33 protein-coding genes and 1 pseudogene are annotated in these 25674 nt (G+C 64.7%); 30 read left to right on the top strand and 4 right to left on the bottom strand.

Translation table 11 applies throughout. The features are described 5' to 3' along the window. Nucleotides 1-16: 16 nt before the first annotated feature. The 30 genes and pseudogenes from tuf to AX730_RS04090 all read left to right on the top strand — a co-directional run bounded on the left by tuf (nt 17) and on the right by AX730_RS04090 (nt 18004). Nucleotides 17-1206: pseudogene (tuf, locus tag AX730_RS04235) on the top strand (elongation factor Tu). Nucleotides 1207-1725: 519 nt separating this feature from the next. Next, nucleotides 1726-2037, top strand: a complete 312-nt coding sequence (gene rpsJ / locus AX730_RS04230; RefSeq protein ID WP_027070119.1) for a 30S ribosomal protein S10 — start codon at nt 1726-1728, stop codon at nt 2035-2037. A gap of 11 nt (nt 2038-2048) precedes the next feature. Beyond that, complete coding sequence (gene rplC / locus AX730_RS04225; RefSeq protein ID WP_062352432.1) at nt 2049-2702, top strand: 50S ribosomal protein L3; 654 nt, start codon at nt 2049-2051, stop codon at nt 2700-2702. 11 nt (nt 2703-2713) lie between these two features. Further along, entirely contained in the window at nt 2714-3319 is a 606-nt protein-coding gene (gene rplD, locus AX730_RS04220) for a 50S ribosomal protein L4 (protein ID WP_062352428.1), read from the top strand. Then, entirely contained in the window at nt 3316-3615 is a 300-nt protein-coding gene (gene rplW, locus AX730_RS04215; RefSeq protein WP_062352425.1) for a 50S ribosomal protein L23, read from the top strand. The genes rplD and rplW overlap by 4 nt, the downstream gene beginning before the upstream one ends. 11 nt (nt 3616-3626) lie before the next feature. Beyond that, the gene (rplB, locus tag AX730_RS04210; RefSeq protein WP_056878819.1) at nt 3627-4454 is read left to right on the top strand and encodes a 50S ribosomal protein L2; all 828 of its coding nucleotides are present in this window, start codon (nt 3627-3629) and stop codon (nt 4452-4454) included. A 6-nt stretch (nt 4455-4460) separates the two neighbouring features. Beyond that, complete coding sequence (gene rpsS / locus AX730_RS04205) at nt 4461-4736, top strand: 30S ribosomal protein S19 (RefSeq protein ID WP_055941277.1); 276 nt, start codon at nt 4461-4463, stop codon at nt 4734-4736. Between the two features lie 11 nt (nt 4737-4747). Beyond that, complete coding sequence (gene rplV, locus AX730_RS04200; RefSeq protein WP_055943295.1) at nt 4748-5083, top strand: 50S ribosomal protein L22; 336 nt, start codon at nt 4748-4750, stop codon at nt 5081-5083. 2 nt (nt 5084-5085) lie between these two features. Further along, a complete protein-coding gene (gene rpsC, locus AX730_RS04195; protein ID WP_062352422.1) occupies nt 5086-5805 on the top strand; it encodes a 30S ribosomal protein S3 in 720 nt (239 codons plus the stop codon). Between the two features lie 6 nt (nt 5806-5811). Next, nucleotides 5812-6225 (top strand): 50S ribosomal protein L16, encoded by a 414-nt coding sequence (gene rplP / locus AX730_RS04190; RefSeq protein ID WP_055941282.1) that lies wholly within the window; start codon nt 5812-5814, stop codon nt 6223-6225. Next, nucleotides 6225-6410, top strand: a complete 186-nt coding sequence (gene rpmC / locus AX730_RS04185; RefSeq protein ID WP_055941284.1) for a 50S ribosomal protein L29 — start codon at nt 6225-6227, stop codon at nt 6408-6410. The genes rplP and rpmC overlap by 1 nt, the downstream gene beginning before the upstream one ends. Nucleotides 6411-6422: 12 nt before the next feature. After that, nucleotides 6423-6689 carry a 30S ribosomal protein S17 gene (rpsQ, locus tag AX730_RS04180; RefSeq protein ID WP_055941286.1) on the top strand — a complete coding sequence of 89 codons (267 nt, stop codon included), beginning with the start codon at nt 6423-6425 and terminating at the stop codon, nt 6687-6689. 15 nt (nt 6690-6704) lie between these two features. After that, nucleotides 6705-7073, top strand: a complete 369-nt coding sequence (gene rplN / locus AX730_RS04175) for a 50S ribosomal protein L14 (RefSeq protein ID WP_013535986.1) — start codon at nt 6705-6707, stop codon at nt 7071-7073. Nucleotides 7074-7088: 15 nt separating this feature from the next. After that, on the top strand, nt 7089-7406 hold the full coding sequence (rplX, locus tag AX730_RS04170; protein ID WP_062352418.1) for a 50S ribosomal protein L24: 318 nt from the start codon (nt 7089-7091) through the stop codon (nt 7404-7406). An 8-nt stretch (nt 7407-7414) separates the two neighbouring features. Continuing rightward, nucleotides 7415-7957 carry a 50S ribosomal protein L5 gene (rplE, locus tag AX730_RS04165; protein ID WP_055941290.1) on the top strand — a complete coding sequence of 181 codons (543 nt, stop codon included), beginning with the start codon at nt 7415-7417 and terminating at the stop codon, nt 7955-7957. A gap of 20 nt (nt 7958-7977) precedes the next feature. Beyond that, entirely contained in the window at nt 7978-8283 is a 306-nt protein-coding gene (gene rpsN / locus AX730_RS04160; protein ID WP_062352415.1) for a 30S ribosomal protein S14, read from the top strand. A 208-nt stretch (nt 8284-8491) separates the two neighbouring features. Then, the gene (rpsH, locus tag AX730_RS04155) at nt 8492-8890 is read left to right on the top strand and encodes a 30S ribosomal protein S8 (protein ID WP_062352413.1); all 399 of its coding nucleotides are present in this window, start codon (nt 8492-8494) and stop codon (nt 8888-8890) included. 16 nt (nt 8891-8906) lie between these two features. Further along, the gene (gene rplF / locus AX730_RS04150) at nt 8907-9434 is read left to right on the top strand and encodes a 50S ribosomal protein L6 (protein ID WP_062352408.1); all 528 of its coding nucleotides are present in this window, start codon (nt 8907-8909) and stop codon (nt 9432-9434) included. A gap of 29 nt (nt 9435-9463) precedes the next feature. Next, nucleotides 9464-9820: a 50S ribosomal protein L18 gene (rplR, locus tag AX730_RS04145; protein ID WP_062352405.1), complete on the top strand. Its 357-nt coding sequence runs from the start codon at nt 9464-9466 to the stop codon at nt 9818-9820. Nucleotides 9821-9976: 156 nt separating this feature from the next. Then, nucleotides 9977-10519, top strand: coding sequence for a 30S ribosomal protein S5 (rpsE, locus tag AX730_RS04140; RefSeq protein WP_062352402.1), 543 nt, complete (start codon nt 9977-9979; stop codon nt 10517-10519). Further along, complete coding sequence (rpmD, locus tag AX730_RS04135; protein WP_055941302.1) at nt 10512-10703, top strand: 50S ribosomal protein L30; 192 nt, start codon at nt 10512-10514, stop codon at nt 10701-10703. The genes rpsE and rpmD overlap by 8 nt, the downstream gene beginning before the upstream one ends. Then, the gene (rplO, locus tag AX730_RS04130) at nt 10703-11146 is read left to right on the top strand and encodes a 50S ribosomal protein L15 (protein WP_083537711.1); all 444 of its coding nucleotides are present in this window, start codon (nt 10703-10705) and stop codon (nt 11144-11146) included. Before rpmD ends, rplO begins: the two co-directional genes overlap by 1 nt. A 7-nt stretch (nt 11147-11153) precedes the next feature. Next, nucleotides 11154-12515, top strand: a complete 1362-nt coding sequence (gene secY / locus AX730_RS04125) for a preprotein translocase subunit SecY (protein WP_062352397.1) — start codon at nt 11154-11156, stop codon at nt 12513-12515. A gap of 343 nt (nt 12516-12858) precedes the next feature. Then, on the top strand, nt 12859-13215 hold the full coding sequence (gene rpsM, locus AX730_RS18780; protein WP_062352394.1) for a 30S ribosomal protein S13: 357 nt from the start codon (nt 12859-12861) through the stop codon (nt 13213-13215). Between the two features lie 12 nt (nt 13216-13227). After that, entirely contained in the window at nt 13228-13620 is a 393-nt protein-coding gene (gene rpsK / locus AX730_RS18775) for a 30S ribosomal protein S11 (protein WP_055941307.1), read from the top strand. A gap of 14 nt (nt 13621-13634) precedes the next feature. Then, entirely contained in the window at nt 13635-14264 is a 630-nt protein-coding gene (gene rpsD, locus AX730_RS04110; protein WP_056878831.1) for a 30S ribosomal protein S4, read from the top strand. Nucleotides 14265-14314: 50 nt separating this feature from the next. Continuing rightward, nucleotides 14315-15313 carry a DNA-directed RNA polymerase subunit alpha gene (locus AX730_RS04105; protein WP_062352391.1) on the top strand — a complete coding sequence of 333 codons (999 nt, stop codon included), beginning with the start codon at nt 14315-14317 and terminating at the stop codon, nt 15311-15313. Between the two features lie 193 nt (nt 15314-15506). Next, a complete protein-coding gene (gene rplQ / locus AX730_RS04100; RefSeq protein ID WP_062352388.1) occupies nt 15507-15881 on the top strand; it encodes a 50S ribosomal protein L17 in 375 nt (124 codons plus the stop codon). A gap of 161 nt (nt 15882-16042) precedes the next feature. After that, entirely contained in the window at nt 16043-16558 is a 516-nt protein-coding gene (locus AX730_RS04095; protein WP_062352385.1) for a disulfide bond formation protein B, read from the top strand. Between the two features lie 51 nt (nt 16559-16609). After that, entirely contained in the window at nt 16610-18004 is a 1395-nt protein-coding gene (locus AX730_RS04090) for a class II 3-deoxy-7-phosphoheptulonate synthase (protein ID WP_062352729.1), read from the top strand. Between the two features lie 19 nt (nt 18005-18023). Here AX730_RS04090 and AX730_RS04085 read toward each other — a convergent pair whose 3' ends face one another. The 4 genes from AX730_RS04085 to typA all read right to left on the bottom strand — a co-directional run bounded on the left by AX730_RS04085 (nt 18024) and on the right by typA (nt 25606). Then, complete coding sequence (locus AX730_RS04085; protein WP_062352382.1) at nt 18024-21539, bottom strand: bifunctional diguanylate cyclase/phosphodiesterase; 3516 nt, start codon at nt 21537-21539, stop codon at nt 18024-18026. A 101-nt stretch (nt 21540-21640) separates the two neighbouring features. Further along, entirely contained in the window at nt 21641-23239 is a 1599-nt protein-coding gene (locus AX730_RS04080; protein WP_062352379.1) for an amidase, read from the bottom strand. Between the two features lie 51 nt (nt 23240-23290). Next, entirely contained in the window at nt 23291-23761 is a 471-nt protein-coding gene (locus tag AX730_RS04075) for a DUF2127 domain-containing protein (RefSeq protein ID WP_062352376.1), read from the bottom strand. Between the two features lie 15 nt (nt 23762-23776). Next, nucleotides 23777-25606, bottom strand: coding sequence for a translational GTPase TypA (gene typA, locus AX730_RS04070; protein WP_062352373.1), 1830 nt, complete (start codon nt 25604-25606; stop codon nt 23777-23779). Nucleotides 25607-25674 lie beyond the last annotated feature (68 nt).

The raw sequence follows: 25674 nt of genomic DNA, 5'->3' as shown, positions 1-25674 counted from the left end.
GACAAGGTAGAAGACAATGGCAAAGGGTAAGTTCGAACGCACCAAGCCCCACGTGAACGTGGGCACGATTGGTCACGTTGACCACGGCAAGACGACGCTGACGGCGGCGCTGACGAAGATCGGCGCGGAGCGTTTCGGTGGCGAGTTCAAGGCCTATGACGCGATCGACGCGGCGCCGGAAGAGAAGGCGCGCGGCATCACGATCTCGACGGCACACGTGGAATATGAATCCGCCAACCGCCACTACGCGCACGTGGATTGCCCGGGTCACGCCGACTACGTGAAGAACATGATCACCGGTGCCGCCCAGATGGACGGCGCGATCCTGGTGTGCTCGGCGCTGACGGCCCGATGCCGCAGACCCGTGAGCACATCCTGCTCTCGCGTCAGGTCGGTGTGCCGTACATCGTCGTGTTCCTGAACAAGGCCGACATGGTGGACGACGCCGAGCTGCTGGAACTGGTGGAGATGGAAGTCCGCGAACTGCTGAGCAAGTACGAGTTCCCGGGCGACGACACCCCGATCATCTCGGGCTCGGCCCGCCTGGCGCTGGAAGGCGACCAGAGCGAGATCGGCGTGCCGGCGATCCTGAAGCTGGTCGATGCACTGGACAGCTGGATCCCGACCCCGGAGCGTGACGTCGACAAGCCGTTCCTGATGCCGGTGGAAGACGTGTTCTCGATCTCGGGCCGCGGCACCGTGGTGACCGGTCGTATCGAGCGCGGCGTGATCAAGGTGGGCGAGGAAATCGAAATCGTCGGTATTCGTCCGACCCAGAAGACCACGGTCACGGGCGTGGAAATGTTCCGCAAGCTGCTGGACCAGGGTCAGGCGGGCGACAACGCAGGTCTGCTGCTGCGCGGCACCAAGCGTGACGACGTGGAGCGTGGCCAGGTGCTGGCCAAGCCGGGTTCGATCACCCCGCACACCGAGTTCGAAGCCGAAGTCTATGTGCTGAGCAAGGACGAAGGCGGTCGCCACACCCCGTTCTTCAAGGGCTACCGTCCGCAGTTCTACTTCCGCACCACCGACATCACGGGTGCCGTGACCCTGCCGGAAGGCGTGGAAATGGTGATGCCGGGCGACAACATCAAGATGGTGGTCACCCTGATCAACCCGGTGGCGATGGACGATGGCCTGCGCTTCGCGATCCGCGAAGGTGGCCGTACGGTCGGCGCCGGTGTGGTGGCCAAGATCCTGAAGTAAGCCCCTGCGGTCCCGGCGACGGGTTCGCCGGACAGCGACAAGGGCGGACCGGAACCTCGGTCCGCCTTTTTTTGCAGAAATCTTCCCGTCAGGGGTATCAAGATGCTGCAAAACAGCAGAACCTGCGCTATCATGCGCGCCCCTTGAAGGCCTGTTGGCCCGAAAGGAATCGCATGATCTGCCAGCGCCCCCTGGGAGGCCGCTGGTTCTACCGCGAAAAGAGGCGCAGGAAGTGCCTCGTGTTCGCCAGACACGGAGTGTCGCGTGCTTGCCTGCAGGCTTCCAAGCTCGGCAGGGCGCCCCGGTGGTTGACGGGGTGTGTCACGCGTCCTATACTTTCTTGTCTGGGCGGGCCGGTTTACCGGCTCGCCTAGTTTTTCAGGAAGAATCCCCAGCCGAATCCGGCGCTGCCCGTCCGTGGAGTCCGCGCGGCCGGTGGGGAGCTGGAACAGCTTGGACTAACCGGGGCAAGGCATCCCAGAGGCCGCGCCCGTCGCTCTTTAACGAAGGAACACCGTCATGGCGGACCAAAAGATCCGAATCCGGCTCAAGGCGTACGATCATCGTCTGATCGACCGCTCGGCCAGCGAGATCGTAGAGACGGCCAAGCGGACCGGCGCGCAAGTGCGCGGCCCGATCCCGCTGCCGACCAAGATCGAGCGCTACACCATCCTGGTTTCCCCGCACGTCGACAAGGACGCGCGTGACCAGTACGAGACCCGCACGCACAAGCGCGTGCTCGACATCGTCGACCCCAACGACAAGACCGTGGACGCGCTGATGAAGCTCGAGCTCGCGGCTGGCGTCGACGTGCAGATCAAGTTGACCTGAGGCCCACGACCATGACCGCGAAGAAATATTCGTTGGGTCTCGTCGGCCGCAAGGCTGGCATGACCCGCGTGTTCACCGAAGATGGCAAGTCCATTCCGGTGACGCTGATCGAAGCTACTCCGAACCGCATCACCCAGATCAAGACCCCCGAAACCGACGGCTACAGCGCCGTGCAGGTCGTCGTGGGTACCCGTCGCGCCTCGCTGATCACCAAGCCGGTCGCCGGTCACCTGGCCAAGGCCAAGGTCGAAGCCGGTCGTGGCCTGTGGGAGCTGCGCGTGGAAGCCGACAAGCTGGGCGACTTCGCCGTCGGCGGCGAGATCAAGGCTGACATCTTTGAAGTCGGCCAGATCGTCGACGTCCAGGGCGTCACCAAGGGCAAGGGCTTCCAGGGCACCATCAAGCGCTGGAACTTCCGCATGGGTGACGCTACCCACGGTAACTCGCTGTCGCATCGCGCGCCGGGTTCGCTGGGTCAGCGCCAGACGCCGGGCCGCGTGTTTCCGGGCAAGAAGATGTCTGGCCACATGGGTGCCGTGCAGCAGAGCACGCAGAACCTGGAAGTCGTCCGCGTGGACGCCGAGCGCGGCCTGATCGCCGTTCGCGGCGCCGTGCCGGGTGCGCCGGGTGGTGACGTGATCGTGCGTCCGGCAAGCAAGGGTTGAGGAGAACGACCATGGAACTAGCCATTACAGGTAGCGCCAACAAGCTGTCGGTCTCCGACGACGTGTTCGGCCGCGAATTCAGCGAAGATCTGGTCCACCAGGTCGTCGTTGCCTACCGCAACGCCGGTCGTGCCGGTACCAAGGCGCAGAAGACGCGCGCCGAAGTCAACGGCACCACCAAGAAGTCCAAGAAGCAGAAGGGTGGCGGTGCTCGTCACGGCGCCCTGACCGCGCCGATCTTCGTCGGCGGCGGCGTGACTTTCGCGGCGAAGCCGCGCAGCTTCGCGCAGAAGGTCAACCGCAAGATGTACCGCGCGGCCATCAGCTCGATCCTGTCCGAGCTGAACCGTCAGAACCGCCTGAAGGTCGTGGAAACGTTCGACGTGGACGCCACCAAGACCAGCGCCCTGATCGAGAAGTTGAAAGGCTTTGATCTGGGCAAGCGTCCGCTGATCGTCACCGAGGATGCTTCCGAGCACCTCTATCTGTCCGCCCGCAACCTTCCCTATGTGGAAGTGCGCGACGTGCAGGGACTGGATCCGGCGGCGCTGGTCGGTGCCGACTCCGTGCTGATCACGGCCGACGCCGTCAAGAAGATCGAGGAGTGGCTGGCATGATCAGCAATGAAAAGATTTTTGCCGTGCTGCGTGCTCCGCGCGTCTCCGAAAAGACCGTGCGCCTGCAGGAACTCTCCAATCAATACGTCTTCGAAGTCTCGAACGATGCCACCAAGGCCGATGTGAAGGCCGCGGTCGAGCAACTGTTCGACGTCAAGGTCGAGGCGGTCAACGTGGTCAACGTCAAGGGCAAGAACAAGTCCTTCCGTAATCGCGCCGGCCGTCGCGGCGACTGGCGCAAGGCGTACGTGCGTCTGGCCGATGGCCAGGCCATCGACGTGTCGGCCAAGGCCTGAGGTAGACCCACATGCCATTGATGAAATTCAAACCCACCTCTCCCGGTCGCCGTTCGGCGGTCCGCGTGGTGACGCCTGACCTGCACAAGGGTGCCCCGCATGCTGCGCTGCTGGAAAAGCAGAGCAAGTCCGGCGGTCGCAACCACCACGGTCGCATCACCACCCGTCATATCGGCGGTGGCCACAAGCAGCACTACCGTCTCATCGACTTCAAGCGCGACAAGGAAGGCATCCCGGCGCGCGTGGAGCGGATCGAATACGATCCCAACCGCACGGCGCACATCGCGTTGCTGTGCTACGTCGATGGCGAGCGTCGCTACATCATCGCCCCCAAGGGCCTGAAGGCCGGTGACCAGGTCATCGCCGGTAGCGATGCGCCGATCAAGGCCGGCAACACGCTGCCGCTGCGCAACATCCCGGTCGGTACGACGATCCACGGCATCGAACTGAAGCCGGGCAAGGGTGCACAGATCGCCCGTGCCGCTGGCGCCGCGGTGCAACTGGTCGCTCGCGAGCAGGGTTTCGCCACGCTGCGTCTTCGCTCCGGCGAAATGCGCAAGGTGCAGGTCGAATGCCGCGCCACGGTGGGCGAAGTCGGCAACGATGAGCACAGCCTGGAGAAGCTCGGCAAGGCCGGCGCCAAGCGCTGGCGCGGTGTCAAGCCGACCGTTCGCGGTGCAGCCATGAACCCGGTCGATCACCCGCACGGTGGTGGTGAAGCCAAGGCTGGCCAGGGTAACCCGCACCCGGTCACCCCCTGGGGTGTGCCGACCAAGGGTTACAAGACGCGCAAGAACAAGCGCACGCAGCAATTCATCGTCCGCGATCGTAGGGGCTAATCGACCATGGCACGTTCACTCAAGAAGGGCCCGTTCGTCGATCACCACCTCGTCAAGAAGGTGGAGGCCGCGGGCGGCAGCAAGAAGCCGATCAAGACCTGGTCGCGTCGCTCGATGATCCTGCCGGAAATGGTGGGTTTCACGATCGCCATCCACAACGGCAAGAACCACGTTCCGGTGCTGGTCAACGAGAACATGGTCGGCCACAAGCTCGGCGAATTTGCCGTCACCCGTACCTTCAAGGGTCACGGTGGCGACAAGAAAGCCGGCGGCAAGAAGTAAGGAGAGTGACCATGGAAGCGAAAGCCATCCTGCGCACCGCGCGCATCTCCCCGCAGAAGGCCCGCCTGGTCGCTGACCAGGTGCGTGGCCTGCCAGCCGAACGCGCCGTCAACCTGCTGAAATTCTCGGACAAGAAGGCTGCCCACCTGATCAAGAAGGTCGTGGAGTCCGCCATCGCGAATGCCGAGAACAACCAGGGCGCCGACGTCGACGAGCTGAAGGTCAAGACCATCATGGTCGACGAAGGTCCGATGCTGAAGCGTTTCATGGCCCGTGCCAAAGGCCGTGGTACCCGCATTCTGAAGCGCACCAGCCACATCACCGTGGTCGTGGGCGAGGGTAAATAAACATGGGTCACAAAGTTCATCCGACCGGTATCCGCCTGGGCATTTCCAAGGACTGGAATTCCAAGTGGTTCGCCAACAAGCGTGACTACGCCGAGTACCTCGCCGCGGACCTCAAGGTGCGCGAGATGCTTCGCAAGAAGCTGGCGCAGGCAGGTATCTCCAAGATCCTGATCGAGCGTCCGGCCAAGACCGCCCGCGTGACCATCCACACCGCCCGTCCGGGCGTGGTGATCGGCAAGCGCGGTGAGGACATCGAGAAGCTGCGCAAGGAAGTGAGCGATCTGATGGGCGTCCCGGCGCACATCAACGTCACCGAAGTGCGCAAGCCCGAGCTGGACGCGCAGCTGGTGTCCGAGTCGATCGCGCAGCAGCTGGAACGCCGCATCATGTTCCGCCGCGCCATGAAGCGCGCCGTCGGCAACGCGATGCGCCTGGGTGCCCTGGGCATCAAGGTCAACGTAGCCGGCCGCTTGAACGGTGCAGAAATCGCCCGTTCGGAGTGGTACCGCGAAGGCCGTGTGCCGCTGCACACGCTGCGTGCCGACATCGATTACGGTTTTGCCGAGGCGAAGACCACCTACGGCATCATCGGCATCAAGGTGTGGGTCTACAAGGGCGAGATCTTCGATTTCAGCCAGGTGGGTCAGGAGAAGCAGGACGACGCGCGCCCCGAGCGCAGCGAACGTCCGTCGCGCCCGGCTCGTGACCGCGACGCGAGGTAATCAGTCATGTTGCAACCCAAGCGAACCAAGTACCGCAAAATGCACAAGGGCCGTAATGAAGGCCTGAGCTGGAGCGGCAACCTCGTCAGTTTCGGCGAGTACGGCCTGAAGGCCACGGCGCACGGTCAGCTGACCGCTCGCCAGATCGAGGCAGCGCGTCGTTCCATCAGCCGTTACGTGAAGCGTGGCGGCAAGATGTGGATCCGTGTGTTCCCCGACAAGCCCATCACCAAGAAGCCAATCGAAGTCCGCATGGGTTCCGGTAAGGGCAACGTCGAGTACTGGGTCGCCCAGATCCAGCCGGGCCGCATGATCTATGAAATCGAAGGCGTCAGCGAGGACATCGCGCGCGAGGCGTTCCGCCTGGCCGCGGCCAAGCTGTCGGTCACCACCACTTTCGTGACCCGGACGGTGCGCTAATGGAACTCAAGCAACTCCGCGAGAAATCGGCCGACGAGCTGAAGGCGCACCTGACCGAACTGCGCAAGGAGCAATTCTCCCTGCGCATGCAGAAGGTGACCGGCCAGCTGCCGAAGACGCATGAAACCCGCCGGGTCCGCCGCGAGATCGCTCGCGTCAAGACCCTGCTGGGCAGCCAGAAGTAAGGAGCGACCAAGATGAGCGATAACAAAGACAAAGCGCAACGCACCATCGAAGGCCGCGTCGTCAGCAACAAGATGGACAAGACGGTCACCATCCTGGTGGAGCGTCAGGTCAAGCACGCCCTGTACGGCAAGTACATCAAGCGTTCCACGAAGCTGCACGCGCACGACGCGGACAACAGCTGCAAGGAAGGCGACGTGGTGCGCGTGACCGAGATTGCCCCGATGTCCAAGACCAAGAACTGGCGCGTGGTGGAAATCATCACCCGTGCGGCTGAATAAAAGGAGATCTGAATCATGATCCAGATGCAGAGCTACCTTGACGCGGCCGACAACTCCGGCGCCAAGGAACTGATGTGCATCAAGGTGCTGGGCGGCTCGAAGCGCCGTTATGCCGGCATCGGCGACATCATCAAGGTGACCGTCAAGGACGCCATTCCGCGCGGCAAGGTCAAGAAGGGCGAAGTCTACGACGCCGTGGTCGTGCGCACCCGCAAGGGCGTTCGTCGCCCGGACGGTTCGCTGATCCGCTTCGATGGCAATGCCGCCGTCCTGCTGAACAACAAGCAGGAGCCGATCGGCACCCGCATCTTCGGGCCCGTAACCCGCGAGCTGCGTTCCGAGAAGTTCATGAAGATCGTTTCGCTCGCGCCTGAAGTGCTCTGAGCGGAGGACATAGAAATGGCAAACCGTATCAAGAAGGGCGACCAGGTGGTCGTCACCGCCGGCAAGGACAAGGGCAAGAAGGGCGATGTGGTGCGTGTGGACGGTGACCGCGTGGTCGTGTCCAACGTCAACATCGTCAAGCGCCACACCAAGCCGAACCCCCAGGCCGGCGTGGCTGGTGGCGTGGTCGAGCGCGAAGCCTCGATCCACATTTCCAATGTCGCGCTGTTCAACCCGGCAACGGGCAAGGGCGAGCGTATCGGTTTCAAGGTGCTGGAGGATGGACGCAAACTGCGTGTGTTCCGCTCCAGCGGTGAGGCGCTCGACGCCTGAGGAATGACATGACCACCCGTCTCGAAAAAATCTACAAGGAAGAAGTGGCGCCGGCTCTGATGAAGAAGTTCGGCTACACCAATCCGATGGAAGTGCCGAAGATCACCAAGATCACCATCAACATGGGTGTGGGTGAAGCGGCGACCAACAAGAAGATCCTGGAAAACGCCGTGGCCGACCTGGCCAAGATCACCGGCCAGAAGCCGATCACGACCAAGTCCCGCGTGTCGGTGGCTTCGTTCAAGATCCGCGATGGCTGGCCGATCGGCTGCAAGGTCACGCTGCGTCGCGCCAAGATGTACGAATTCCTGGACCGCCTGATCAGCATCTCGCTGCCGCGCGTCCGCGACTTCCGTGGCGTGTCCGGCCGTTCGTTCGACGGTCGTGGCAACTACAACATGGGCGTGAAGGAGCAGATCATCTTCCCGGAAATCGACTTCGACGCCGTCGACGCGATCCGCGGCATGGATATCGCCATCACGACGACCGCCAAGAACGACGCCGAAGCCAAGGCGCTGCTCGAAGCGTTCAAGTTCCCGTTCCGCAACTGATTCGCTAGGAAAACGACATCATGGCAAAGACCTCGATGGTCAACCGCGACATCAAGCGGGAAAAGCTGGCCAAGCAGTACGCCGCGAAGCGTGACGCGCTGAAGAAGATCATCTCCAGCCAGAACGCCTCGTACGAAGAGAAGGCCGACGCGGTCGTCAAGCTGCAGAAGCTGCCGCGCGACTCCTCGCCGAGCCGCCAGCGCAACCGCTGCGAGCTGTCCGGTCGTTCGCGCGGCGTGTACCGCAAGTTCGGCCTGGGCCGCAACATGCTGCGCAAGGCCACCATGAACGGCGACGTGCCCGGCCTGCGCAAGGCCAGCTGGTAACCACGCCGGGAGGTCCTGCGAAAGCGGGCATCTCCCTGGATGGCAAGACAAGTCCGGCACATGCCGGACTTGTTGTTGTACAATGTTCGGCTCCCACGGCTTGGCCGGGGGAGGGCTGGTGAACCAGCCGCCCGCCTGGGGGGGTTCCAGGGACAACACAAGATTTTCGCGAAAGCGGATATCGGTGCTACTCATAAGGCAGACTCTCATGAGCATGACTGATCCCATCGCCGACATGCTGGTGCGCATTCGCAATGCCGCCGCTGTTGGCAAGCCGACGGTGAAGATGCCGTCCTCCAAGATCAAGACCTCGATCGCCAACGTTCTCAAGGCCGAAGGCTATGTCGGCGACGTCCGCGTGACGCCGACCGAGAACAACAAGGCCGAGCTCGAAATCGTCCTGAAGTATTTCGAAGGCAAGCCGGTCATCGGGAAGCTGAGCCGCGTGTCCCGCTCGGGCCTGCGCCAGTACCGTGGCAAGGCTGAACTGCCCAAGGTCCTCGGTGGCCTCGGCGTCGCCATCATCTCTACCTCGAAGGGCATCATGACCGATGCGCAGGCCCGTGCGGCCGGCGTGGGTGGTGAAGTCCTGTGCTTCGTGGCCTAAGCGAAGGAGCCCACACATGTCCCGCGTAGCCAAGAAGCCGATCAATCTCCCGAAGGGCGTCGAACTGAATGCCCAGGGCGAGACCCTCAACGTCAAGGGCCCGAAGGGCACCCTGTCCATCGCCAAGCCGGCCGGCGTCGAACTGAACGTCGACAACGGTACGGTGAACCTGTCGCCGGTCACGCCGGCCGACGACGCCATCACCGGCACCATCCGCGCGATCCTGGCCAACATGGTCAAGGGCGTGTCGGACGGTTTCGAGCGCAAGCTCGAGCTGGTCGGCGTGGGTTACCGCGCCGCGATGCAGGGCAAGGACCTGAACCTGTCGCTGGGTTTCTCCCACCCGATCCTGTTCAAGACGCCGGAAGGCATCACCATCGTCACCCCGACCCAGACCGAAATCCTGGTGCAGGGCGCCGACAAGCAGCGCGTTGGTGAAGTCGCCGCCAAGATCCGCGGTTTCCGTCCGCCGGAACCCTATAAGGGCAAGGGCGTGAAGTACTCCGACGAAACCATCATCCGCAAGGAAGCGAAGAAGGCCTAACCGGGCTTTCGGCTTCGAGGAACCAGATCATGAGCATCAAGAACACCGCCCGTCTGCGTCGTGCCAAGTCGACCCGCGCGCACATCCGCGAGCTCGGCGTGCCGCGCCTGTCGGTGCTGCGCACCGGCCAGCACATCTATGCCCAGCTGTTCACCGCCGATGGCTCCAAGGTCATCGCGTCGGCGAGCACGCTGCAGTCCGATGTCAATGATGGCCTGAAGAACGGCAAGAACACCGACGCCGCTGCCCGCGTGGGCAAGGTCATCGCTGAGCGCGCCAAGGCCGAAGGCATCGAAAAGATCGCGTTCGACCGTTCGGGTTACCGCTACCACGGCCGCATCAAGGCCCTGGCCGATGCGGCCCGCGAAGGCGGCCTGCAGTTCTAATCCTGAAAGGCATGGGGGCGACCCCATGCCTTGTCCTGCCGGCGCGGGTTGCGCCGGGCGCGATCGATCTTCTGTACCGATCGTTGCAGCACCGCTTCACACCACAACCATAAGCGGCAAAGCCGTACATACCTCATCAACCAAGGAATTCAAGCAATGGCAGAAGAACGTCAGCCGCGGGGCCGCGATCGCGACCGTAACCGCGAAGAGAAAGTCGACGACGGCATGATCGAAAAGCTGGTCGCGGTCAACCGCGTCAGCAAGACCGTCAAGGGCGGCCGCCAGTTCACCTTCACCGCACTGACGGTGGTGGGCGACGGCAACGGCAAGATCGGTTTCGGTTACGGCAAGGCGCGCGAAGTGCCGGTCGCCATCCAGAAGTCGATGGAATATGCCCGCAAGGGCATGCTCAACGTGGACCTGAACAACGGTACGTTGTGGCACCCGGTGAAGGCTGGTCACGGTGCGGCGCGTGTGTACATGCAGCCGGCCTCCGAAGGTACGGGCGTCATCGCCGGCGGCGCCATGCGCGCAGTGCTGGAAGCGGTGGGCGTGAAGAACGTGCTGGCCAAGGCCGTCGGTTCGCGCAACCCGATCAACCTGGTGCGCGCCACGCTGAAGGGCCTGAGCGACATGCAGTCGCCGACCCGCATTGCGGCCAAGCGCGGCAAGAAGGTGGAGGAACTCCTCAATGGCTAACGAGTCCAACAAGACCGTCAAGGTGCGCCTGGTGCGCGGCCTGCGTGGTTCCCAGTCGCGTCACCGCCTGTCGGTGAAGGCGCTGGGCCTGAACAAGCTCAACGATGTGCGTGAACTGAAGGACAGCCCGCAGGTGCGCGGCCTGATCGCCAAGGTTCACTACCTCGTCAAGGTCGAGGAGTAATCAACATGCGTCTCAACACACTGAAGCCCGCCGACGGCGCCCGTACCGAACGCACCCGCGTCGGTCGTGGTATCGGTTCCGGTCTGGGCAAGACCGCCGGTCGTGGCCACAAAGGCTCGTTCGCGCGCGCCGGCAAGGGCAAGATCAAGGCGAAGTTCGAAGGCGGCCAGATGCCGCTGGTCAAGCGCCTGCCGAAGGTTGGCTTCCGCTCCAAGCTGAAGCTGGATTGCGCCGAAGTGCTGTCGTACCAGCTGGAAAAGCTGGAAGCGGGCGAGATCGACTTCGCCGCGCTGCGTGCCGCCAAGCTTGTGCCCAGCACCGCCAAGCGCGCCAAGATCGTCAAGAAGGGCGAGCTGACCAAGAAGTTCGTGCTGAAGGGCGTAGCCGCCACGGCCGGTGCCAAGGCCGCCATCGAGGCTGCCGGCGGCAGCGTGCAGGAGTAACGGACGCATGGCGCAGGGTAATGCCGCCGGTGCGCTGGCAGGCGCAGGCAAGTTCACCGAACTCCGCCAGCGCCTGCTGTTCGTGCTGGGTGCACTGATCGTCTACCGGATCGGTTGTTTCATCCCGGTCCCGGGCGTCAATCCCGATGCCATGCTTGCGATGATGCAGGCGCAGGGCGGCGGCATCGTGGACATGTTCAACATGTTCTCGGGCGGCGCCCTGCACCGTTTCAGCATCTTCGCGCTGAACGTCATGCCCTACATCTCGGCATCGATCGTGATGCAGTTGGGTGTGCATATCTTCCCGAGTCTGAAGGCGCTGCAGAAGGAAGGCGAGTCCGGTCGTCGCAAGATTACCCAGTACTCGCGCATTGGCGCCGTGCTGCTGGCGATCGTGCAGGGCGGCAGCATCGCGACCGCGCTGCAGAATCAGGTTGCCCCGGGCGGCATGCCGGTTGTGTACGCGCCGGGCATGGGCTTCGTGCTGACTGCGGTGGTCGCACTGACCGCCGGCACGATTTTCCTGATGTGGATCGGCGAGCAGGTCACCGAGCGCGGTATCGGTAATGGCGTCTCGCTGATCATCTTCGCAGGCATTGTGGCCGGCCTGCCGGGCGCGGTCATCCAGACGGTTGGCGCTTTCCGTGACGGCACGCTGAGCTTCATCTCGCTGCTGATCATCGCGGTGGTGGTGCTGGGTTTCACGTTCCTCGTGGTGTTCGTCGAGCGCGGGCAACGACGGATCACGGTGAATTACGCGCGCCGCCAGGGCGGCCGCAACGCGTACATGAACCAGACCTCGTTCCTCCCGCTCAAGCTCAATATGGCAGGCGTGATCCCGCCGATCTTCGCGTCCAGTATCCTCGCTTTCCCGGCGACGCTGGCGATGTGGTCCGGCCAGAACAGCGGCGCCACCAACTGGCTGCAGCGCATCTCCAATGCGCTGGCCCCGGGTGAGCCGCTGCACATGATCGTGTTCGCGGCAATGATCATCGGCTTCGCCTTCTTCTACACCGCGCTGGTATTCAACTCGCAGGAAACCGCCGAGAACCTGAAGAAGTCGGGCGCGCTGATCCCGGGCATCCGTCCGGGCAAGGCCACGGCGGACTACGTGGACGGCGTGCTGACGCGCCTGACGGCAATCGGTTCGATGTACCTGGTGGCGGTCTGCTTGCTGCCGGAAGTCATGCGCACGCAGCTCGGCACCTCGTTCTATTTCGGTGGCACGTCGCTGCTGATCGTCGTCGTGGTGGTGATGGACTTCATCGCGCAGATCCAGGCGCACCTGATGTCCCACCAGTACGAGAGCCTGCTGAAGAAGGCCAATCTGAAGGGCGGCTCGCGGGGCGGTCTCGCTCCCCGTAGCTGAGGTATAATCGCGGGTCTTCCTGCACCAGTCCGGCCCTCACGGCCGACTGAATTAGATGGGCGGCTTCCGCGGCGATCCGGCGTGGAAGTGTGAATCAGCCAGTCCCTGCGCCAGAGTAGCGCGGGCGGGGCGGGGCAAGGGGCAACCCTGACCTGCACCAGGCCGGTTCCGTCGCCGGAGCATGGGCACACTCCCCATGCCGGGTCCACCGCCGGCTTGTCCGGCGCGGGCTTCCAAGCAATCCCGGGTCTTGCTACACTTTCCAGTTCACTCCGCCTGTCTGCGCGAATCCCGCCCGGGATGCTCGTACACGGGCCAATACTCACAGTTGGAGAACCGCGTCATGGCGCGTATTGCAGGTGTCAACCTGCCTGCCCAGAAGCATGTCTGGGTCGGTTTGCAAAGCATTTTCGGCATTGGCCGTACCCGTTCCAAGAAGGTCTGCGAAGCCGCCGGCGTCGCCTCGACCACCAAGATCCGCGACCTGTCGGAGCCGGAAGTCGAGCGCCTGCGCGCCGAAGTCGGCAAGTACGTGGTCGAGGGCGACCTGCGCCGTGAAGTCGGCATCGCGATCAAGCGCCTGATGGACCTGGGTTGCTACCGCGGCCTACGTCATCGTCGCGGCTTGCCGCTGCGTGGCCAGCGCACCCGCACCAACGCTCGCACCCGCAAGGGTCCGCGCAAAGCCATCAAGAAGTAAGGGGCGACCATCATGGCCAAGCCAGCTGCTGCCAAAGTCAAGAAGAAGATCAAGCGCGTCATCACCGATGGCGTCGCCCACGTCCACGCTTCGTTCAACAACACCATCGTCACCATCACCGACCGCCAGGGCAATGCGCTCTCGTGGGCGACCTCGGGTGGTGCCGGTTTCCGCGGTTCCCGCAAGTCCACGCCGTTCGCGGCGCAGGTCGCTGCCGAAAAAGCCGGCCGTGCTGCACTGGACTACGGCGTGAAGTCGCTGGAAGTCCGCATCAAGGGCCCGGGTCCGGGCCGTGAGTCGGCCGTGCGTTCGTTGAACAACGTGGGCTACAAGATCACCAACATCATCGACGTGACGCCAATCCCGCACAACGGGTGCCGTCCGCCGAAAAAGCGTCGCGTCTAAGGGGGCGATAAGAAATGGCTCGTTATATCGGTCCTACCTGTAAGCTCGCGCGCCGTGAAGGCGCCGACCTGTCGCTCAAGAGCCCGGCCCGTGCGCTGGACTCCAAGTGCAAGCTGGAGCAGAAGCCCGGCCAGCATGGCGCGACCGCCCGCAAGGGCAAGCTGTCCGACTACGCCACCCAGCTTCGCGAGAAGCAGAAGGTCAAGCGTATCTACGGTTTGCTGGAGCGCCAGTTCCGCAACTACTACAAGAAGGCCTCGACCAAGAAGGGCAACACGGGCGAGAACCTGCTGCAGCTGCTGGAAACCCGCCTCGACAACGTCATCTACCGCATGGGCTTCGCCGTGACCCGTCCGGCCGCTCGCCAGCTGGTCTCGCACCGTGGCGTGCTGGTCAATGGCAAGCCGGTCAACCTGCCGTCGTACCAGATCAAGGCCGGTGACGCGATCGCGCTGTCGGAGAAGGCCCAGAAGCAGCTCCGCGTGCAGGAGTCGCTGACGGTCGCCGAACAGCTTGACCTGAACCCGTCGTGGGTCGAAGTCGACGCGAAGAAGTTCAGCGGTGTGTTCAAGGCGGTTCCGGCGCGTTCGGACTTGCCCGCCGACATCAACGAAGCGCTGATCGTCGAGTTGTACTCGAAGTAATTCATTCACGCACCCCCGGGCGACCGGGGGACCGCAGGAGACAAAGCAACATGACGGGTATTACTCAGCAAGTGCTGCGCCCCCGCGGCCCGCAGATCGAGCGCCTGACCGGCAACCGCGCGAAGGTGGTCATCGAACCGCTGGAGCGTGGCTACGGCCATACGCTCGGCAATGCGTTGCGCCGCGTGCTGCTGTCGTCGATTCCCGGCTTCGCGATCACCGAAGTCGAGATCGATGGCGTGCTGCACGAATACAGCACCATCGAAGGCATGCAGGAAGACGTGCTGGAAGTGCTGTTGAACCTGAAGGATGTGGCCATCCGCATCCACTCCGGTGACTCCTCCACGCTGAGCCTGGCCAAGCAGGGCCCGGGCGTGGTGACCGCCGGCGACATCAAGACCGACCACAACGTCGAAATCCTGAATCCGGAACTGGTCATCTGCAACCTGACCAAGGACACGGCGCTGAACATGCGCCTGAAGATCGAGCGCGGTTTCGGCTACCAGCCGGCCGCCGCCCGTCGTCGTCCGGACGAGGAAACCCGCACGATCGGTCGTCTGGTGCTGGACGCCTCGTTCTCGCCGGTCCGTCGCGTCGCGTACGCGGTGGAATCCGCGCGCGTTGAGCAGCGCACCGACCTGGACAAGCTGGTCCTGGACATCGAAACCAACGGCACGATCGATGCCGAGGAAGCCGTGCGCACCGCCGCCGACATCCTCAGCGACCAGCTGTCGGTGTTCGGTGACTTCACGCACCGTGACCGCGGCGCGCCGAAGCAGGCTGCCAGTGGCGTGGATCCGGTGCTGCTGCGCCCGATCGACGACCTGGAGCTGACGGTGCGTTCGGCCAACTGCCTGAAGGCCGAGAGCATCTACTACATCGGCGACCTGATCCAGAAGACCGAAGTGGAGTTGCTCAAGACCCCGAACCTCGGCAAGAAGTCGCTGACCGAGATCAAGGAAGTCCTGGCGCAGCGCGGCCTGTCCTTGGGCATGAAGCTGGAGAACTGGCCGCCGGCCGGTGTCGCCCAGCATGGCATGCTTGGCTGATGATGAGACACGGAACTCCCGCGTCCGCGCGGGAGTTCCTCTGTTTCACCTGCACTACCTCCGTCGACGGACCTGAAGGCCCGCGACGCACCGGTCAAGGATGCCCGGTTCGGACCACCCGCAGTCCATTGCACCAGCGCCTGGATGGCGACAACGAAGTCCAACGACCCACCATTCATCAGGAATCCAACCCATGCGCCACCAGAAAGCCGGTCGCAAGTTCAACCGCACCAGCGCCCATCGCGAAGCGATGTTCCGCAACATGGCCGCCTCGCTCATCAAGCACGGTCTGATCAAGACCACCCTCCCGAAGGCCAAGGAACTGCGCCGCGTCGCAGAGCCGCTGATCACCCTCGGCAAGATCGATGGCGTCGCCAATCGCCGCCTTGCGTTCGCGCGCCTGCGCGACAAGGAAGCCGTCGGCACGCTGTTCACCACCCTCGGCCCGCGCTACCAGTCGCGCCCGGGTGGCTATCTGCGCATCCTGAAGTGCGGTTTCCGCGCTGGCGACAACGCGCCGATGGCGTACGTCGAGCTGGTCGATCGTCCGGAAGCGGCGGCGGAATAAGCCTCGCCTCCGTAAGGAATCAGAAACCCCGGCCAATGCCGGGGTTTCTGGTTTCAGGGACGTCGTGTTCCGCGAATCGGGTTGCGACGGGACGCCGCAGGGGTGACGGCCGGTACGCTACGCATGGATAATGCGAGCAAGACCTCACCTCACCGGTGCCAATGAATCCTCTTCGCTGGAGTTTCCGCGCGCAGTGCTTCCTGGGTTTCGCCATCTGCGCGAGCCTGCTTGGCTATGCGCTTTATGTGCAGTTCGTGCATCAGCTTGAGCCGTGTCCGTTCTGCATCTTCCAGCGCCTGGCTTTCGTGGCGACGGGTGTTCTGTTCCTGCTCGGTGCGCTGCATGGCCCGCGTCGGCCGGGCGGCCGCAAGGCGTACGGCGTGCTGGCATTCCTTGGTGCCGCGACCGGTATCGGCATTGCCGGCAAGCACGTGTGGGTCCAGCTGTATCCGCCGCTGATGCCAAGCTGCGGTCCTGGCTGGGACTACATGATCGAAAACAACACCTGGCTGGGTGTCGTGCGGAAGGTGCTGGCGGCCAAGGGCGACTGCAGCACGATCGACTGGAGTTTCCTCGGACTGACCATGCCCATGTGGAGCCTGGTGTGGTTCGTGCTGCTGGCGATCTGGGCGCTCTGGATCGGTTTTCGCGCACGCAGAACCTCGACCTTCCGCTGATTTGACGCGGCGCACCAATCTGGCACGATGGTGGGCCTCCAGGAGTCCACCATGAATCCGTCCGATCGCAACCTGCGTGCCGTCAGTCTGCCGCCGAACTGGGCGCCGGACAGCTGGCGCGCGCGGCCGGCGATGCAGATGCCCACCTATCCCGATGCCGATGCGCTTGCGTCTGCGCTGGATGAGCTGCGCGAGCTGCCACCGCTGGTGACGTCATGGGAGATTTTTTCCCTCAAGAAGCAGCTGGCCGAAGCCCAGGAAGGCAAGCGGTTCCTGCTGCAGGGCGGTGACTGCGCCGAGAACTTCAGCGATTGCGAATCCGGCCTGATCTCGAACCGGCTGAAGGTGCTGCTGCAGATGAGCCTGGTGCTGGTGCACGGCCTGCGCTTGCCGGTCGTGCGCGTGGGGCGCTTCGCCGGGCAGTACGCCAAGCCACGTTCGGCGGATACCGAAACACGCGACGGCATCACGCTGCCCAGCTACCGCGGCGACGTGGTCAATGCGCCGGCTTTCACGGCCGAGGCGCGGGTGCCCGATCCGCGCCGCATGATCAAGGCGCACGCGCGCTCGGCGATGACGATGAACTTCGTGCGCGCCCTGATCGATGGCGGCTTCGCAGATCTGCACCACCCCGAGTACTGGAATCTCAACTGGGTCGGTTATTCGCCGCTGGCCGGCGAGTACCAGCACATGGTCGCGTCGATCGGGGACGCGGTGAGGTTCATGGAGACCCTGTCCGGGTCCGAGGTGCATAACCTCAACCGGATCGACTTCTACACCTCGCACGAAGCGCTGCTGCTGCCGTACGAGGAAGCGCTCACGCGCGAAGTGCCCCGCCAGTGGGGCTGGTTCAACCTCAGTACGCACTATCCGTGGATCGGCATGCGCACGGCGGCGGTGGACGGTGCGCATGTCGAGTACCTGCGTGGCGTGCGCAATCCCATCGCGATCAAGGTCGGTCCGTCGGTCACGCCGGACCAGCTGCTACGCCTGATCGACGTGCTGAATCCGGAAGACGAGGCGGGCCGCCTCACCTTCATCCATCGCATGGGGGCGACGCAGATCGCCGACAAGCTGCCGCCGCTGTTGGACGCGGTGCGCCGCGATGGTCGTCGCGTGCTGTGGGTCTGCGACCCGATGCATGGCAATACCGAAAGCACCAGCAACGGGTTCAAGACGCGTCGTTTCGATAACGTGCGCAGTGAGGTCGAACAATCCTTCGACCTGCACGCGGCGGCTGGTACGCGCCTCGGCGGCGCGCACCTGGAGCTGACCGGCGAAGACGTCACGGAATGCACGGGCGGCGCGCGCGAGCTGACGGATGCGGATCTGGAGCGGGCGTACCGCTCCACCGTCGATCCGCGACTCAACTACGAGCAGTCGCTGGAGATCGCCATGTGCATCGTGCGCAAACAGAATCAGTTGGCCGCACCGTCCACGCGTTGATCCATCGCGGAAGCCGTTGTCACGACCCGGGCGCGGCCATCGCGGTTTGCGGGATGTTCCAGGTCGTTCCACGCGCGTAGAGCTTCGCAAACTCCGCTGCCGGTACCGGTTTGCTGAAGTAGTTGCCCTGTAGCTCGTCGCAGCCGTTGGCGGCCAGCCAGGCGGCTTGTTCGAGTGTTTCCACGCCTTCGGCGATCGTGCGGCATTGCAGCTGTGCGGCCAGGCTGATGATGGCGCGCGTGATGGCGGCCTGGTTCGGTTCGGATACGTCGCGGACGAACGACTGGTCGATCTTCAGCACGTTGAAGCCGTAGTTGCCCAGGTAGCTGAGGCTGGAAAAGCCGGTGCCGAAGTCGTCGATGGCAATGCGGACGCCCAGTGCCTTCAGCGCGCGCAACGTTCGATCAGTGCGCTGCACGTCGCGCATGAGCGTGGTCTCGGTGACCTCCAGCTCGAGGAATTCCGCCCGCAGTCCGCTGTCCTGCAACGCCTCCACCACCGTGTCCACGAGATCGTCCGTGTCGAAGTTGGCGGCGGCGATGTTCACGGAGACGCGGATCGGCGGAAGGCCCGCCTGCTGCCAGATCCGGTTCTGCCGGCACGCGGCGCGGATCGCCCACTGATCGATGTCGACGATGAGGTTGGTCTCTTCGGCGATGGGCAGGAACTCCCCCGGCAGCATCAGGCGGTCGCCCCGCTGCCAGCGGGCAAGCCCTTCGACGCCGACGATGCGGCCGCTGACGCGATCGATCTGTGGCTGGTAGTGCAGTGAAAGATCGCCCGTGCGCAGGCTGCGGCGCAGGCTGTTCTCCAGTTCGATGCGGGCATCCACGCTCGACGCCAGTTCGCGTGTGTAGAAACGCGTGGCATTGCGGCCGTTGCGCTTGGCCAGGTACATGGCAGCATCCGCACGCATCATCAGCGTGGCGGCGTCGTAGCCATCCTCCGGAAACAGGCTGATGCCGATGCTGAAGGCCTGGTGCAGTTCGTGCGATGCCACGGTGTAGGGCGTGCCACCGAGCGCCAAGAGCCGGTCTGCGATCTGCAGTACGCCATCACGCGTCAGGATGTCGGGCAGCAGCACCACGAATTCGTCGCCGCCGGTGCGGTACACCGTGCCGAGATTGCCGATGTTGCGCTGGATGCGGCGCGCTACCTGTTGCAGCAGTTCGTCGCCGATATGGTGGCCGAGCGCGTCGTTGACGTGCTTGAACAGGTCCAGGTCCAGGAACAGCACGGCGATACCGTTGCCGTGATTGGTGGCATGCGTGATGGCCTGGCCCAGGCGCTCGTTGAGTTGCAGCCGGTTGGGCAGGCCGGTGAGCGCATCGTGGTGCGCCAGGTAGGTCATGCGCGAACTGAGTGCGCGGGATTCGGTGATGTCGCGCAACACCATTACCGTGCCGACCATGCGCTCGTCGCGGTCGTGGATGGAGGACAGGGAACGCTCGACCAGCAGATGGCTGTCGTCCCGGCGCACCAGTTGCAGGTCGCCCGGCTGTCCCATCGCGTGGGGTTCTTCCTCGTCTACGGCGGGTGCATGGATGCGCACCAGCGGCGCGACCTGGTCCAGCGGCTGGCCCAGCGCCTGGTCCAGGCGCCAGCCGCACAGCGCTTCCGCTGCCGGGTTCATGTAGGTCACGCGACGCTCGATATCCACGGTGATCACGGCCTCGCTGATCGATGTCAGGGTGACCTCGGCGAGTTCGTTGGCATCGTGCAAGGCATGTTCGAGGCGGGCCTTTTCGGTGGTGTCGACGGACATGACGAAGAAACCGCACGCCTTGCCGGTTTCGTCGAGGTCCGGCGTGTAGTAGCTGTGCATCCTCCGCGTGCCGTCGGTCGTGCTGAAGCTGCTCTCGAATTCGCCATCGCGCCCCGACAGCGCCATCTCGATGTGCGGCGCGCGGCGCAGGTAGGCTTCCTCACCGAACAGGTCGCGCATGTGGACACCGGCCCGGGGTGGGCTTCGCCACCGCACCTGCTCGGCGAAGGCGCGGTTGTGGAAGACCAGTCGATGGTCGGCGTCGAACTGCGCGATCAGGGCGGGCAGGCGGTCGGTGACGCGCTTCAGGTGGTCGCGGGCCATCGCCAGTTCACGGTGCGCCTGGCGTTGTTCACTGACGTCGTTGCCCATCAGGTACCAGCCAACGACCTTGCGGCCGGGCTCCACGTCCGGCACCAGGTACAGGTGCACGGGACGCGCGGGTTGGCCCAGTTCGGCCTCCCACGCGATCCAGTGGTCCGGCGTCCCGTCCTGCATGGCCTGCTTGAGCGAGGTAAGGAACACCGGCGCGGTGGCATGCACGTCGTCGATGTGCCGCTCACTCCATTCCTCCTGCGTGCCCGACCAGGCGCGGCAGGCACGGTTGGCGAAACCGTAGCGGCCACTGCCGTCGATGTACGCGATGAGCGCGGGCAAATGGTCGGCGACGGCATCCAGCAGTGCACGGCTGCGCCGTTCCGTGCGCGCCAGGTTGTGCAGCAGCAGGAACAGCAGCAACCCCAGGCCGATCCCGCACGCCGTCAGCAGCACGATGGGTACGAGGCTGGGCAGCGCTTCGTGCATGGGCGGCGAGTTCAGGACCAGACGCCACTCGCTGCCCAGCAGGCGGAGTTCACGCTGCGCCGTGAACGCCGGTCGCCAATCGTCGCCATGGCGACGCGCCAGTGCCCGGGTCTGGAAGATCGGCGCATCCCCGTGCCCACGCGACAACAGCTGCAGGTCGAACTCGCTGCCGCCGGCGCGGCCGATCGCGTCTTCCATCACCTGTTGCCAACCGAAGCCGGCGGTGGCGAAGCCGCGTAGCAGGCGACGGCGCGCCTCTACGCCATCACGCGCGGCGACTGCATTGGCGTACACCGGTGCGTACAGCAGGAACCCTGCGACGCCGGTGCTGCCTTTCGCGGCATCGCCCAGTGCCACCAGCGGCGCGGCGGCGAGTTCGCCACTGTCGCGCGCGGACTCGATGGCGTCGCGGCGCTGGCTTTCGGCCATCACGTCCTTGCCGAGCAGCGGCCGCATGCCTGGCGCATCCGGATACAGGATGTCGATGACCACGTACTCGCTGCGTTCGCCAGCGGGATGGATGGCGAATGCGTCGCCATAGCGTGCGCGTTGCGCGGCGATGTAGGCCTCGCGTTCGTCGTGCCGTACGAGGCGGGCGAAGCCGAGCCCGTGCACGCCTGACTGGCGAGTAGGGACCTGCAGCTTCTCCACGAATGCGTAGAAGCTGTCATGTTCGATATCCGCGCGCCCCTCCAGCACGGCGGCGGCGGCGCGCACGGTGTCCTCGTAGGCGTTCATGTGCGTGGCCACGGCCGTGGCCACGGCGTCGGCGCGGGCGTCGAACTGCGCACGGGCGTGCTCGCGGGCCTGCTGCCACGCGGTGATGCCGGACCACAGCGACAACAGGCAGGCAATCACCAGCACGCCCCACGCCAGCGAGTTCAGGTTGCGCTGTCGCCGGCGGGCAGTGGATCCGGATCCACTGAATGCCCGCAGTTCCGATGCCCGGTCCGCGCCTGACTCCACGCGTGTGGTCCCCGCTGCTGATTGATGGCTATGACGCCACGAACGCGCAGCGCCTGCAAGCATTCCCGTGCAGAAAACACCTCACACTTGCACGCTGCTTGTCAGGGGCGCAGCGTGCGCGAAGGCAGCGTGGGCCAATACTCGGGCGGTTTGCGCGCCCGCGTGCGTTGTTCATAGTCGTAGCCCAACGCAATCAGTTGCGCCTCGCTCCATGCGGGCCCCATGAACACGATACCGAGCGGCAGGCCATCGCTGTGCCCCATCGGCACGGTGAGGCTGGGATAGCCCGCGACGGCGGCAGCGCCGTAACCGGCACCCGGGAAGTGATCACCGGCCTTGTGGTCGGTCAGCCACGCAGGTCCTGTGGTGGGGGCGATCAGCGCCACCAGCTGCTGGGCCTTGAGCGCGGCATCAATACCCTCCGGACCCGCCAGGCGGCGCGCACGGCTGCGGGCGCTGATGTATGCCGCTTCGCCCAGGCCGCCCTTTGCATTGGCCTGCTCGAACAGATCCTGGCCGAAGAACGGCATCTCGGAGACGCGATAGCGATCGTTGTAGCCGATCAACTGCGTCAGCGTGGTCAGCGGCGCCTTGCGTTCGGTCAGATAGCGCTCCACGCCGTACTTGAACTCGTAGAGCATCAATTCGAGCTCATCGGCATTCCATTGGCCATCGGTGGGGATTTCCGCGTCCACGATGATCGCCCCGGCTTCACGCATCACCTGGATGGCGCCTTCCAGTGCGGCGGCGGCATCGGGATGGATCGCCGCCTTGCTCCGCAGCACGCCGATGCGCGCGCCTTTCAGCGCGCCTGGCTTCAGGCGCGCGCTGTAGTCCAGCGTGGTGTTCCAGGTTGCCTGCGTGGTCGCGGCATCCGCGGCATCCCGTCCTGCCAGCGCGGCCAACAGCAAGGCGGCATCCGACACGCTGCGGGCGATGGGGCCGGCGGTGTCCTGACTGTGCGAGATCGGCAGGATGCCTTGCCGGCTTACCAGGCCCACCGTGGGCTTCAAGCCGACGACACCGTTGATTGCGGCCGGGCAGAGGATGCTGCCGTCGGTTTCGGTGCCCACGCTGATCGCGGCGAGGTTCGCCGAGACTGCCACCGCACTGCCCGAACTCGATCCGCAGGGATTGCGATCGAGGGCGTAGGGATTGCGGGTTTGGCCGCCACGGCCGCTCCAGCCGGACGTGGAATGCGACGAGCGGAAGTTGGCCCATTCGCTCAGGTTCGCCTTGCCGAGGATGACCGCGCCCGCATCACGCAGGCGGCGCACGAGGAAGGCGTCCTGGCCGGGGCGGAAATCCTTCAGCGCCAGCGAACCGGCCGAGGTGGCCATCGGCACCGCGTCGATGTTGTCCTTCAGTAGCACCGGGATGCCATGCAACGGGCCGCGCACGGTGTTGGCCCGCCGCTCGACGTCGCGCAGGGCTGCTTCCTTCAGCGCATCCGGGTTCAGCTCGATGACCGCGTTGAGCTGGGGCCCGGCCTTGTCGACGGCGGCGATGCGGTCCAGGTAAGCCTTGGTCAGTTTCCGGCTGTCGAGCTCGCCGGACTGCATGCGCGCCTGCAGGTCGGCGATGTCGAGTTCGGCGTAGATGAAGTCCGTGGGCGCGGTGTCCATCGCGGCCGGTGGCGTCGTCGGCTGGCAGGCGGCCAGGGCGAGCGTGAGGCCTAACGGCAGCAGGGATCGACGCATGCTGTCACCTTCGCGGAGTTGCCGCAGGCTACGCAGCCGCCGGGCCGCGCGTCAAATGTTCCTGCGGCGTCGGATGTCGCGCCACAACACCCATACGACCACCAGGTTGACGAGCAGCAGCGCGGCCGTCGGCCAGCCGGGGTGACGGTATAGCGCGTGGACTTCCAGTGGCAGGTAGGCGGCCGAGCCGATGCAGCCCAGCCATGACGCCCAGGCGCGGGCACGCCACAGGCCCCAGGCCTCCAGCAGTCGCATGCCGGCGTACACCGCGATGACCAGCACGGCGATGTGGACGGACCCCGGATTGATCTTGTCCAGCCAGTGACCCATCACGCCGGGGCCGGCGTCGGTGACGAACCGGCTGACGATCGCCTGCACGCTCTCGCGCAGGCGGTCCGGTCCCAGCGCCAGCAAGCCGCCTGCGAAGGCCAGGGCCAGCATGCCCTTGGCGCCCTCGAACAGGGCGATGGCGTGCAGGCCGGGGTGCGCCTTGGGGTCCGGGTTGTACGCGGAGGTCTCCAAGGCGCGGTGCGGCGATCAGGCCGCGCGTGAGGCGCGCTTGCGGTCGCTTTCGGTCAGGAACTTCTTGCGCAGGCGGATTTCCTTCGGCGTGATTTCCACCAGCTCGTCATCGTCGATGAAGTCCAGCGCCTGTTCCAGCGAGAATTTGATCGCCGGGGTCAGCTGGATGGCATCGTCCTTGCCCGAGGCGCGCATGTTGGTCAGCGGCTTGGTCTTGATCGCGTTGACGGTCAGGTCGTTGTCCTTGGAGTGGATGCCGATCAGCTGGCCTTCGTACACGTTGTCGCCCTCGGCGGCGAACAGCTTGCCGCGTTCCTGCAGCGGGCCGAGCGAGTAGGCCGGCGTGGCGCCCGGCGCATTGGCGATCATCACGCCGTTGAGGCGCTTGGCGATGGCGCCCTGTTCCTTCGGCCCGTAGTGGTCGAACACGTGGAACAGCAGGCCCGAGCCCTGGGTCAGCGTCTTGAACTCGTTCTGGAAACCGATCAGGCCCCGCGCCGGGATCTGGTAGTCCAGGCGCACGCGGCCCTTGCCGTCCGGCTCCATGTTCTTCAGCTGGCCCTTGCGGACGCCCAGCTTTTCCATCACTCCGCCCTGGTGGGTTTCTTCCACGTCGACGACGAGTTGCTCGATCGGCTCCATCAGCTGGCCGTCGATTTCCTTGATGATCACTTCCGGACGCGACACCGCCAGCTCGTAGCCTTCGCGACGCATGTTCTCGATCAGCACCGACAGGTGCAGCTCGCCACGGCCGGAAACCAGGAACTTGTCGGCGTCCTCCAGCTGTTCGACCTTCAGTGCGACGTTGTGCACGGTCTCGCGCTCCAGGCGCTCCTTCAGCTGGCGGCTGGTCAGGAACTTGCCGCCCGACAGGTCCTTCTGGCCGGCGAACGGCGAGTTGTTGACCTGGAAGGTCATCGAGATCGTCGGTTCGTCCACCGTCAGCGCGGGCAGCGCTTCCGGCGTGTCGAGCGCGCAGATGGTGTCGGAGATGGTGAGGTCCTGGATGCCGGAGATGGCGATGATGTCGCCGGCCTCGGCGCTGTCCTGCTCGATGCGCTCCAGGCCCAGGAAGCCCAGCACCTGCAGCACCTTGCCCTGGCGCTTCTTGCCTTCGCGGTCGATGACGGCGACGGGCATGTTCTTCTTCAGCGTGCCGCGCTGGATGCGGCCGATGCCGATGACGCCGACGAAGTTGTTGTAGTCCAGCTGGCTGATGCGCATCTGGAAGGCGCCTTCCGGGTCCACTTCCGGGATCGGCGCGTGCTGCATGATCGCTTCGTACAGCGGGGTCATGTCGCCGCCGCGCACGCTGTCTTCCAGGCCGGCGTAGCCGTTCAGAGCCGACGCGTAGACGATCGGGAAATCCATCTGCTCGGGCGTGGCGCCCAGGCGGTCGAACAGGTCCCACACCTGCTCCACGACCCACTCGGGACGCGAGCCGGGGCGGTCGACCTTGTTGATCACCACGATCGGCTTGAAGCCCATCGCGAACGCCTTCTGGGTGACGAAGCGCGTCTGCGGCATCGGGCCGTCCATCGCGTCGACCAGGATCAGCACGGTGTCGACCATCGACAGCACGCGCTCGACCTCGCCACCGAAGTCGGCGTGGCCCGGGGTGTCGACGATGTTGATGCGGTTGCCCTGCCAGGTGATGGCGGTGTTCTTGGCCAGGATCGTGATGCCACGTTCCTTTTCCTGGTCGTTGCTGTCCATCACGCGCTCGGCCAGCACGGTGCGCTCGGAGAGGGTGCCGGACTGCTTCAGCAGCTGGTCGACGAGGGTGGTCTTGCCATGGTCGACGTGCGCGACGATCGCGATATTGCGGAGGTTTTCGATGGACATGGATTCTGGGATCGGAAAAGCGCACCCGGATACCCCCTTGCTAAGGGGCAGGGCGCGAGGACGTGGGC

This window comes from Pseudoxanthomonas mexicana (assembly GCF_001556105.1).
Classification (GTDB): Bacteria; Pseudomonadota; Gammaproteobacteria; order Xanthomonadales; family Xanthomonadaceae; genus Pseudoxanthomonas_A; species Pseudoxanthomonas_A mexicana_A.
Note: the sequence above shows the minus strand (reverse complement) of the source record. Positions and strands in the feature narration are given on the sequence as shown.

Excerpts from the sequence above, each read along its gene's own strand:
- rplX (WP_062352418.1), top strand. The coding sequence starts at position 7,089 with ATGGCAAACCGTATCAAGAAGGGCGACCAGGTGGTCGTCACCGCCGGC.
- rplQ (WP_062352388.1), top strand. The coding sequence starts at position 15,507 with ATGCGCCACCAGAAAGCCGGTCGCAAGTTCAACCGCACCAGCGCCCAT.
- rpsD (WP_056878831.1), top strand. The coding sequence starts at position 13,635 with ATGGCTCGTTATATCGGTCCTACCTGTAAGCTCGCGCGCCGTGAAGGC.
- rpsH (WP_062352413.1), top strand. The coding sequence starts at position 8,492 with ATGAGCATGACTGATCCCATCGCCGACATGCTGGTGCGCATTCGCAAT.
- rpsK (WP_055941307.1), top strand. The coding sequence starts at position 13,228 with ATGGCCAAGCCAGCTGCTGCCAAAGTCAAGAAGAAGATCAAGCGCGTC.
- secY (WP_062352397.1), top strand. The coding sequence starts at position 11,154 with ATGGCGCAGGGTAATGCCGCCGGTGCGCTGGCAGGCGCAGGCAAGTTC.
- rplE (WP_055941290.1), top strand. The coding sequence starts at position 7,415 with ATGACCACCCGTCTCGAAAAAATCTACAAGGAAGAAGTGGCGCCGGCT.
- rpsS (WP_055941277.1), top strand. The coding sequence starts at position 4,461 with ATGGCACGTTCACTCAAGAAGGGCCCGTTCGTCGATCACCACCTCGTC.
- rpsC (WP_062352422.1), top strand. The coding sequence starts at position 5,086 with ATGGGTCACAAAGTTCATCCGACCGGTATCCGCCTGGGCATTTCCAAG.
- typA (WP_062352373.1), bottom strand. The coding sequence starts at position 25,606 with ATGTCCATCGAAAACCTCCGCAATATCGCGATCGTCGCGCACGTCGAC.
- rpsQ (WP_055941286.1), top strand. The coding sequence starts at position 6,423 with ATGAGCGATAACAAAGACAAAGCGCAACGCACCATCGAAGGCCGCGTC.
- rplC (WP_062352432.1), top strand. The coding sequence starts at position 2,049 with ATGACCGCGAAGAAATATTCGTTGGGTCTCGTCGGCCGCAAGGCTGGC.
- rplP (WP_055941282.1), top strand. The coding sequence starts at position 5,812 with ATGTTGCAACCCAAGCGAACCAAGTACCGCAAAATGCACAAGGGCCGT.
- rplV (WP_055943295.1), top strand. The coding sequence starts at position 4,748 with ATGGAAGCGAAAGCCATCCTGCGCACCGCGCGCATCTCCCCGCAGAAG.
- rplF (WP_062352408.1), top strand. The coding sequence starts at position 8,907 with ATGTCCCGCGTAGCCAAGAAGCCGATCAATCTCCCGAAGGGCGTCGAA.
- rplW (WP_062352425.1), top strand. The coding sequence starts at position 3,316 with ATGATCAGCAATGAAAAGATTTTTGCCGTGCTGCGTGCTCCGCGCGTC.
- AX730_RS04090 (WP_062352729.1), top strand. The coding sequence starts at position 16,610 with ATGAATCCGTCCGATCGCAACCTGCGTGCCGTCAGTCTGCCGCCGAAC.
- rplN (WP_013535986.1), top strand. The coding sequence starts at position 6,705 with ATGATCCAGATGCAGAGCTACCTTGACGCGGCCGACAACTCCGGCGCC.
- rpsJ (WP_027070119.1), top strand. The coding sequence starts at position 1,726 with ATGGCGGACCAAAAGATCCGAATCCGGCTCAAGGCGTACGATCATCGT.
- rpmD (WP_055941302.1), top strand. The coding sequence starts at position 10,512 with ATGGCTAACGAGTCCAACAAGACCGTCAAGGTGCGCCTGGTGCGCGGC.
- rpmC (WP_055941284.1), top strand. The coding sequence starts at position 6,225 with ATGGAACTCAAGCAACTCCGCGAGAAATCGGCCGACGAGCTGAAGGCG.
- rplB (WP_056878819.1), top strand. The coding sequence starts at position 3,627 with ATGCCATTGATGAAATTCAAACCCACCTCTCCCGGTCGCCGTTCGGCG.
- AX730_RS04105 (WP_062352391.1), top strand. The coding sequence starts at position 14,315 with ATGACGGGTATTACTCAGCAAGTGCTGCGCCCCCGCGGCCCGCAGATC.
- rplR (WP_062352405.1), top strand. The coding sequence starts at position 9,464 with ATGAGCATCAAGAACACCGCCCGTCTGCGTCGTGCCAAGTCGACCCGC.
- rpsE (WP_062352402.1), top strand. The coding sequence starts at position 9,977 with ATGGCAGAAGAACGTCAGCCGCGGGGCCGCGATCGCGACCGTAACCGC.
- rpsN (WP_062352415.1), top strand. The coding sequence starts at position 7,978 with ATGGCAAAGACCTCGATGGTCAACCGCGACATCAAGCGGGAAAAGCTG.
- AX730_RS04080 (WP_062352379.1), bottom strand. The coding sequence starts at position 23,239 with ATGCGTCGATCCCTGCTGCCGTTAGGCCTCACGCTCGCCCTGGCCGCC.
- rpsM (WP_062352394.1), top strand. The coding sequence starts at position 12,859 with ATGGCGCGTATTGCAGGTGTCAACCTGCCTGCCCAGAAGCATGTCTGG.
- AX730_RS04095 (WP_062352385.1), top strand. The coding sequence starts at position 16,043 with ATGAATCCTCTTCGCTGGAGTTTCCGCGCGCAGTGCTTCCTGGGTTTC.
- rplD (WP_062352428.1), top strand. The coding sequence starts at position 2,714 with ATGGAACTAGCCATTACAGGTAGCGCCAACAAGCTGTCGGTCTCCGAC.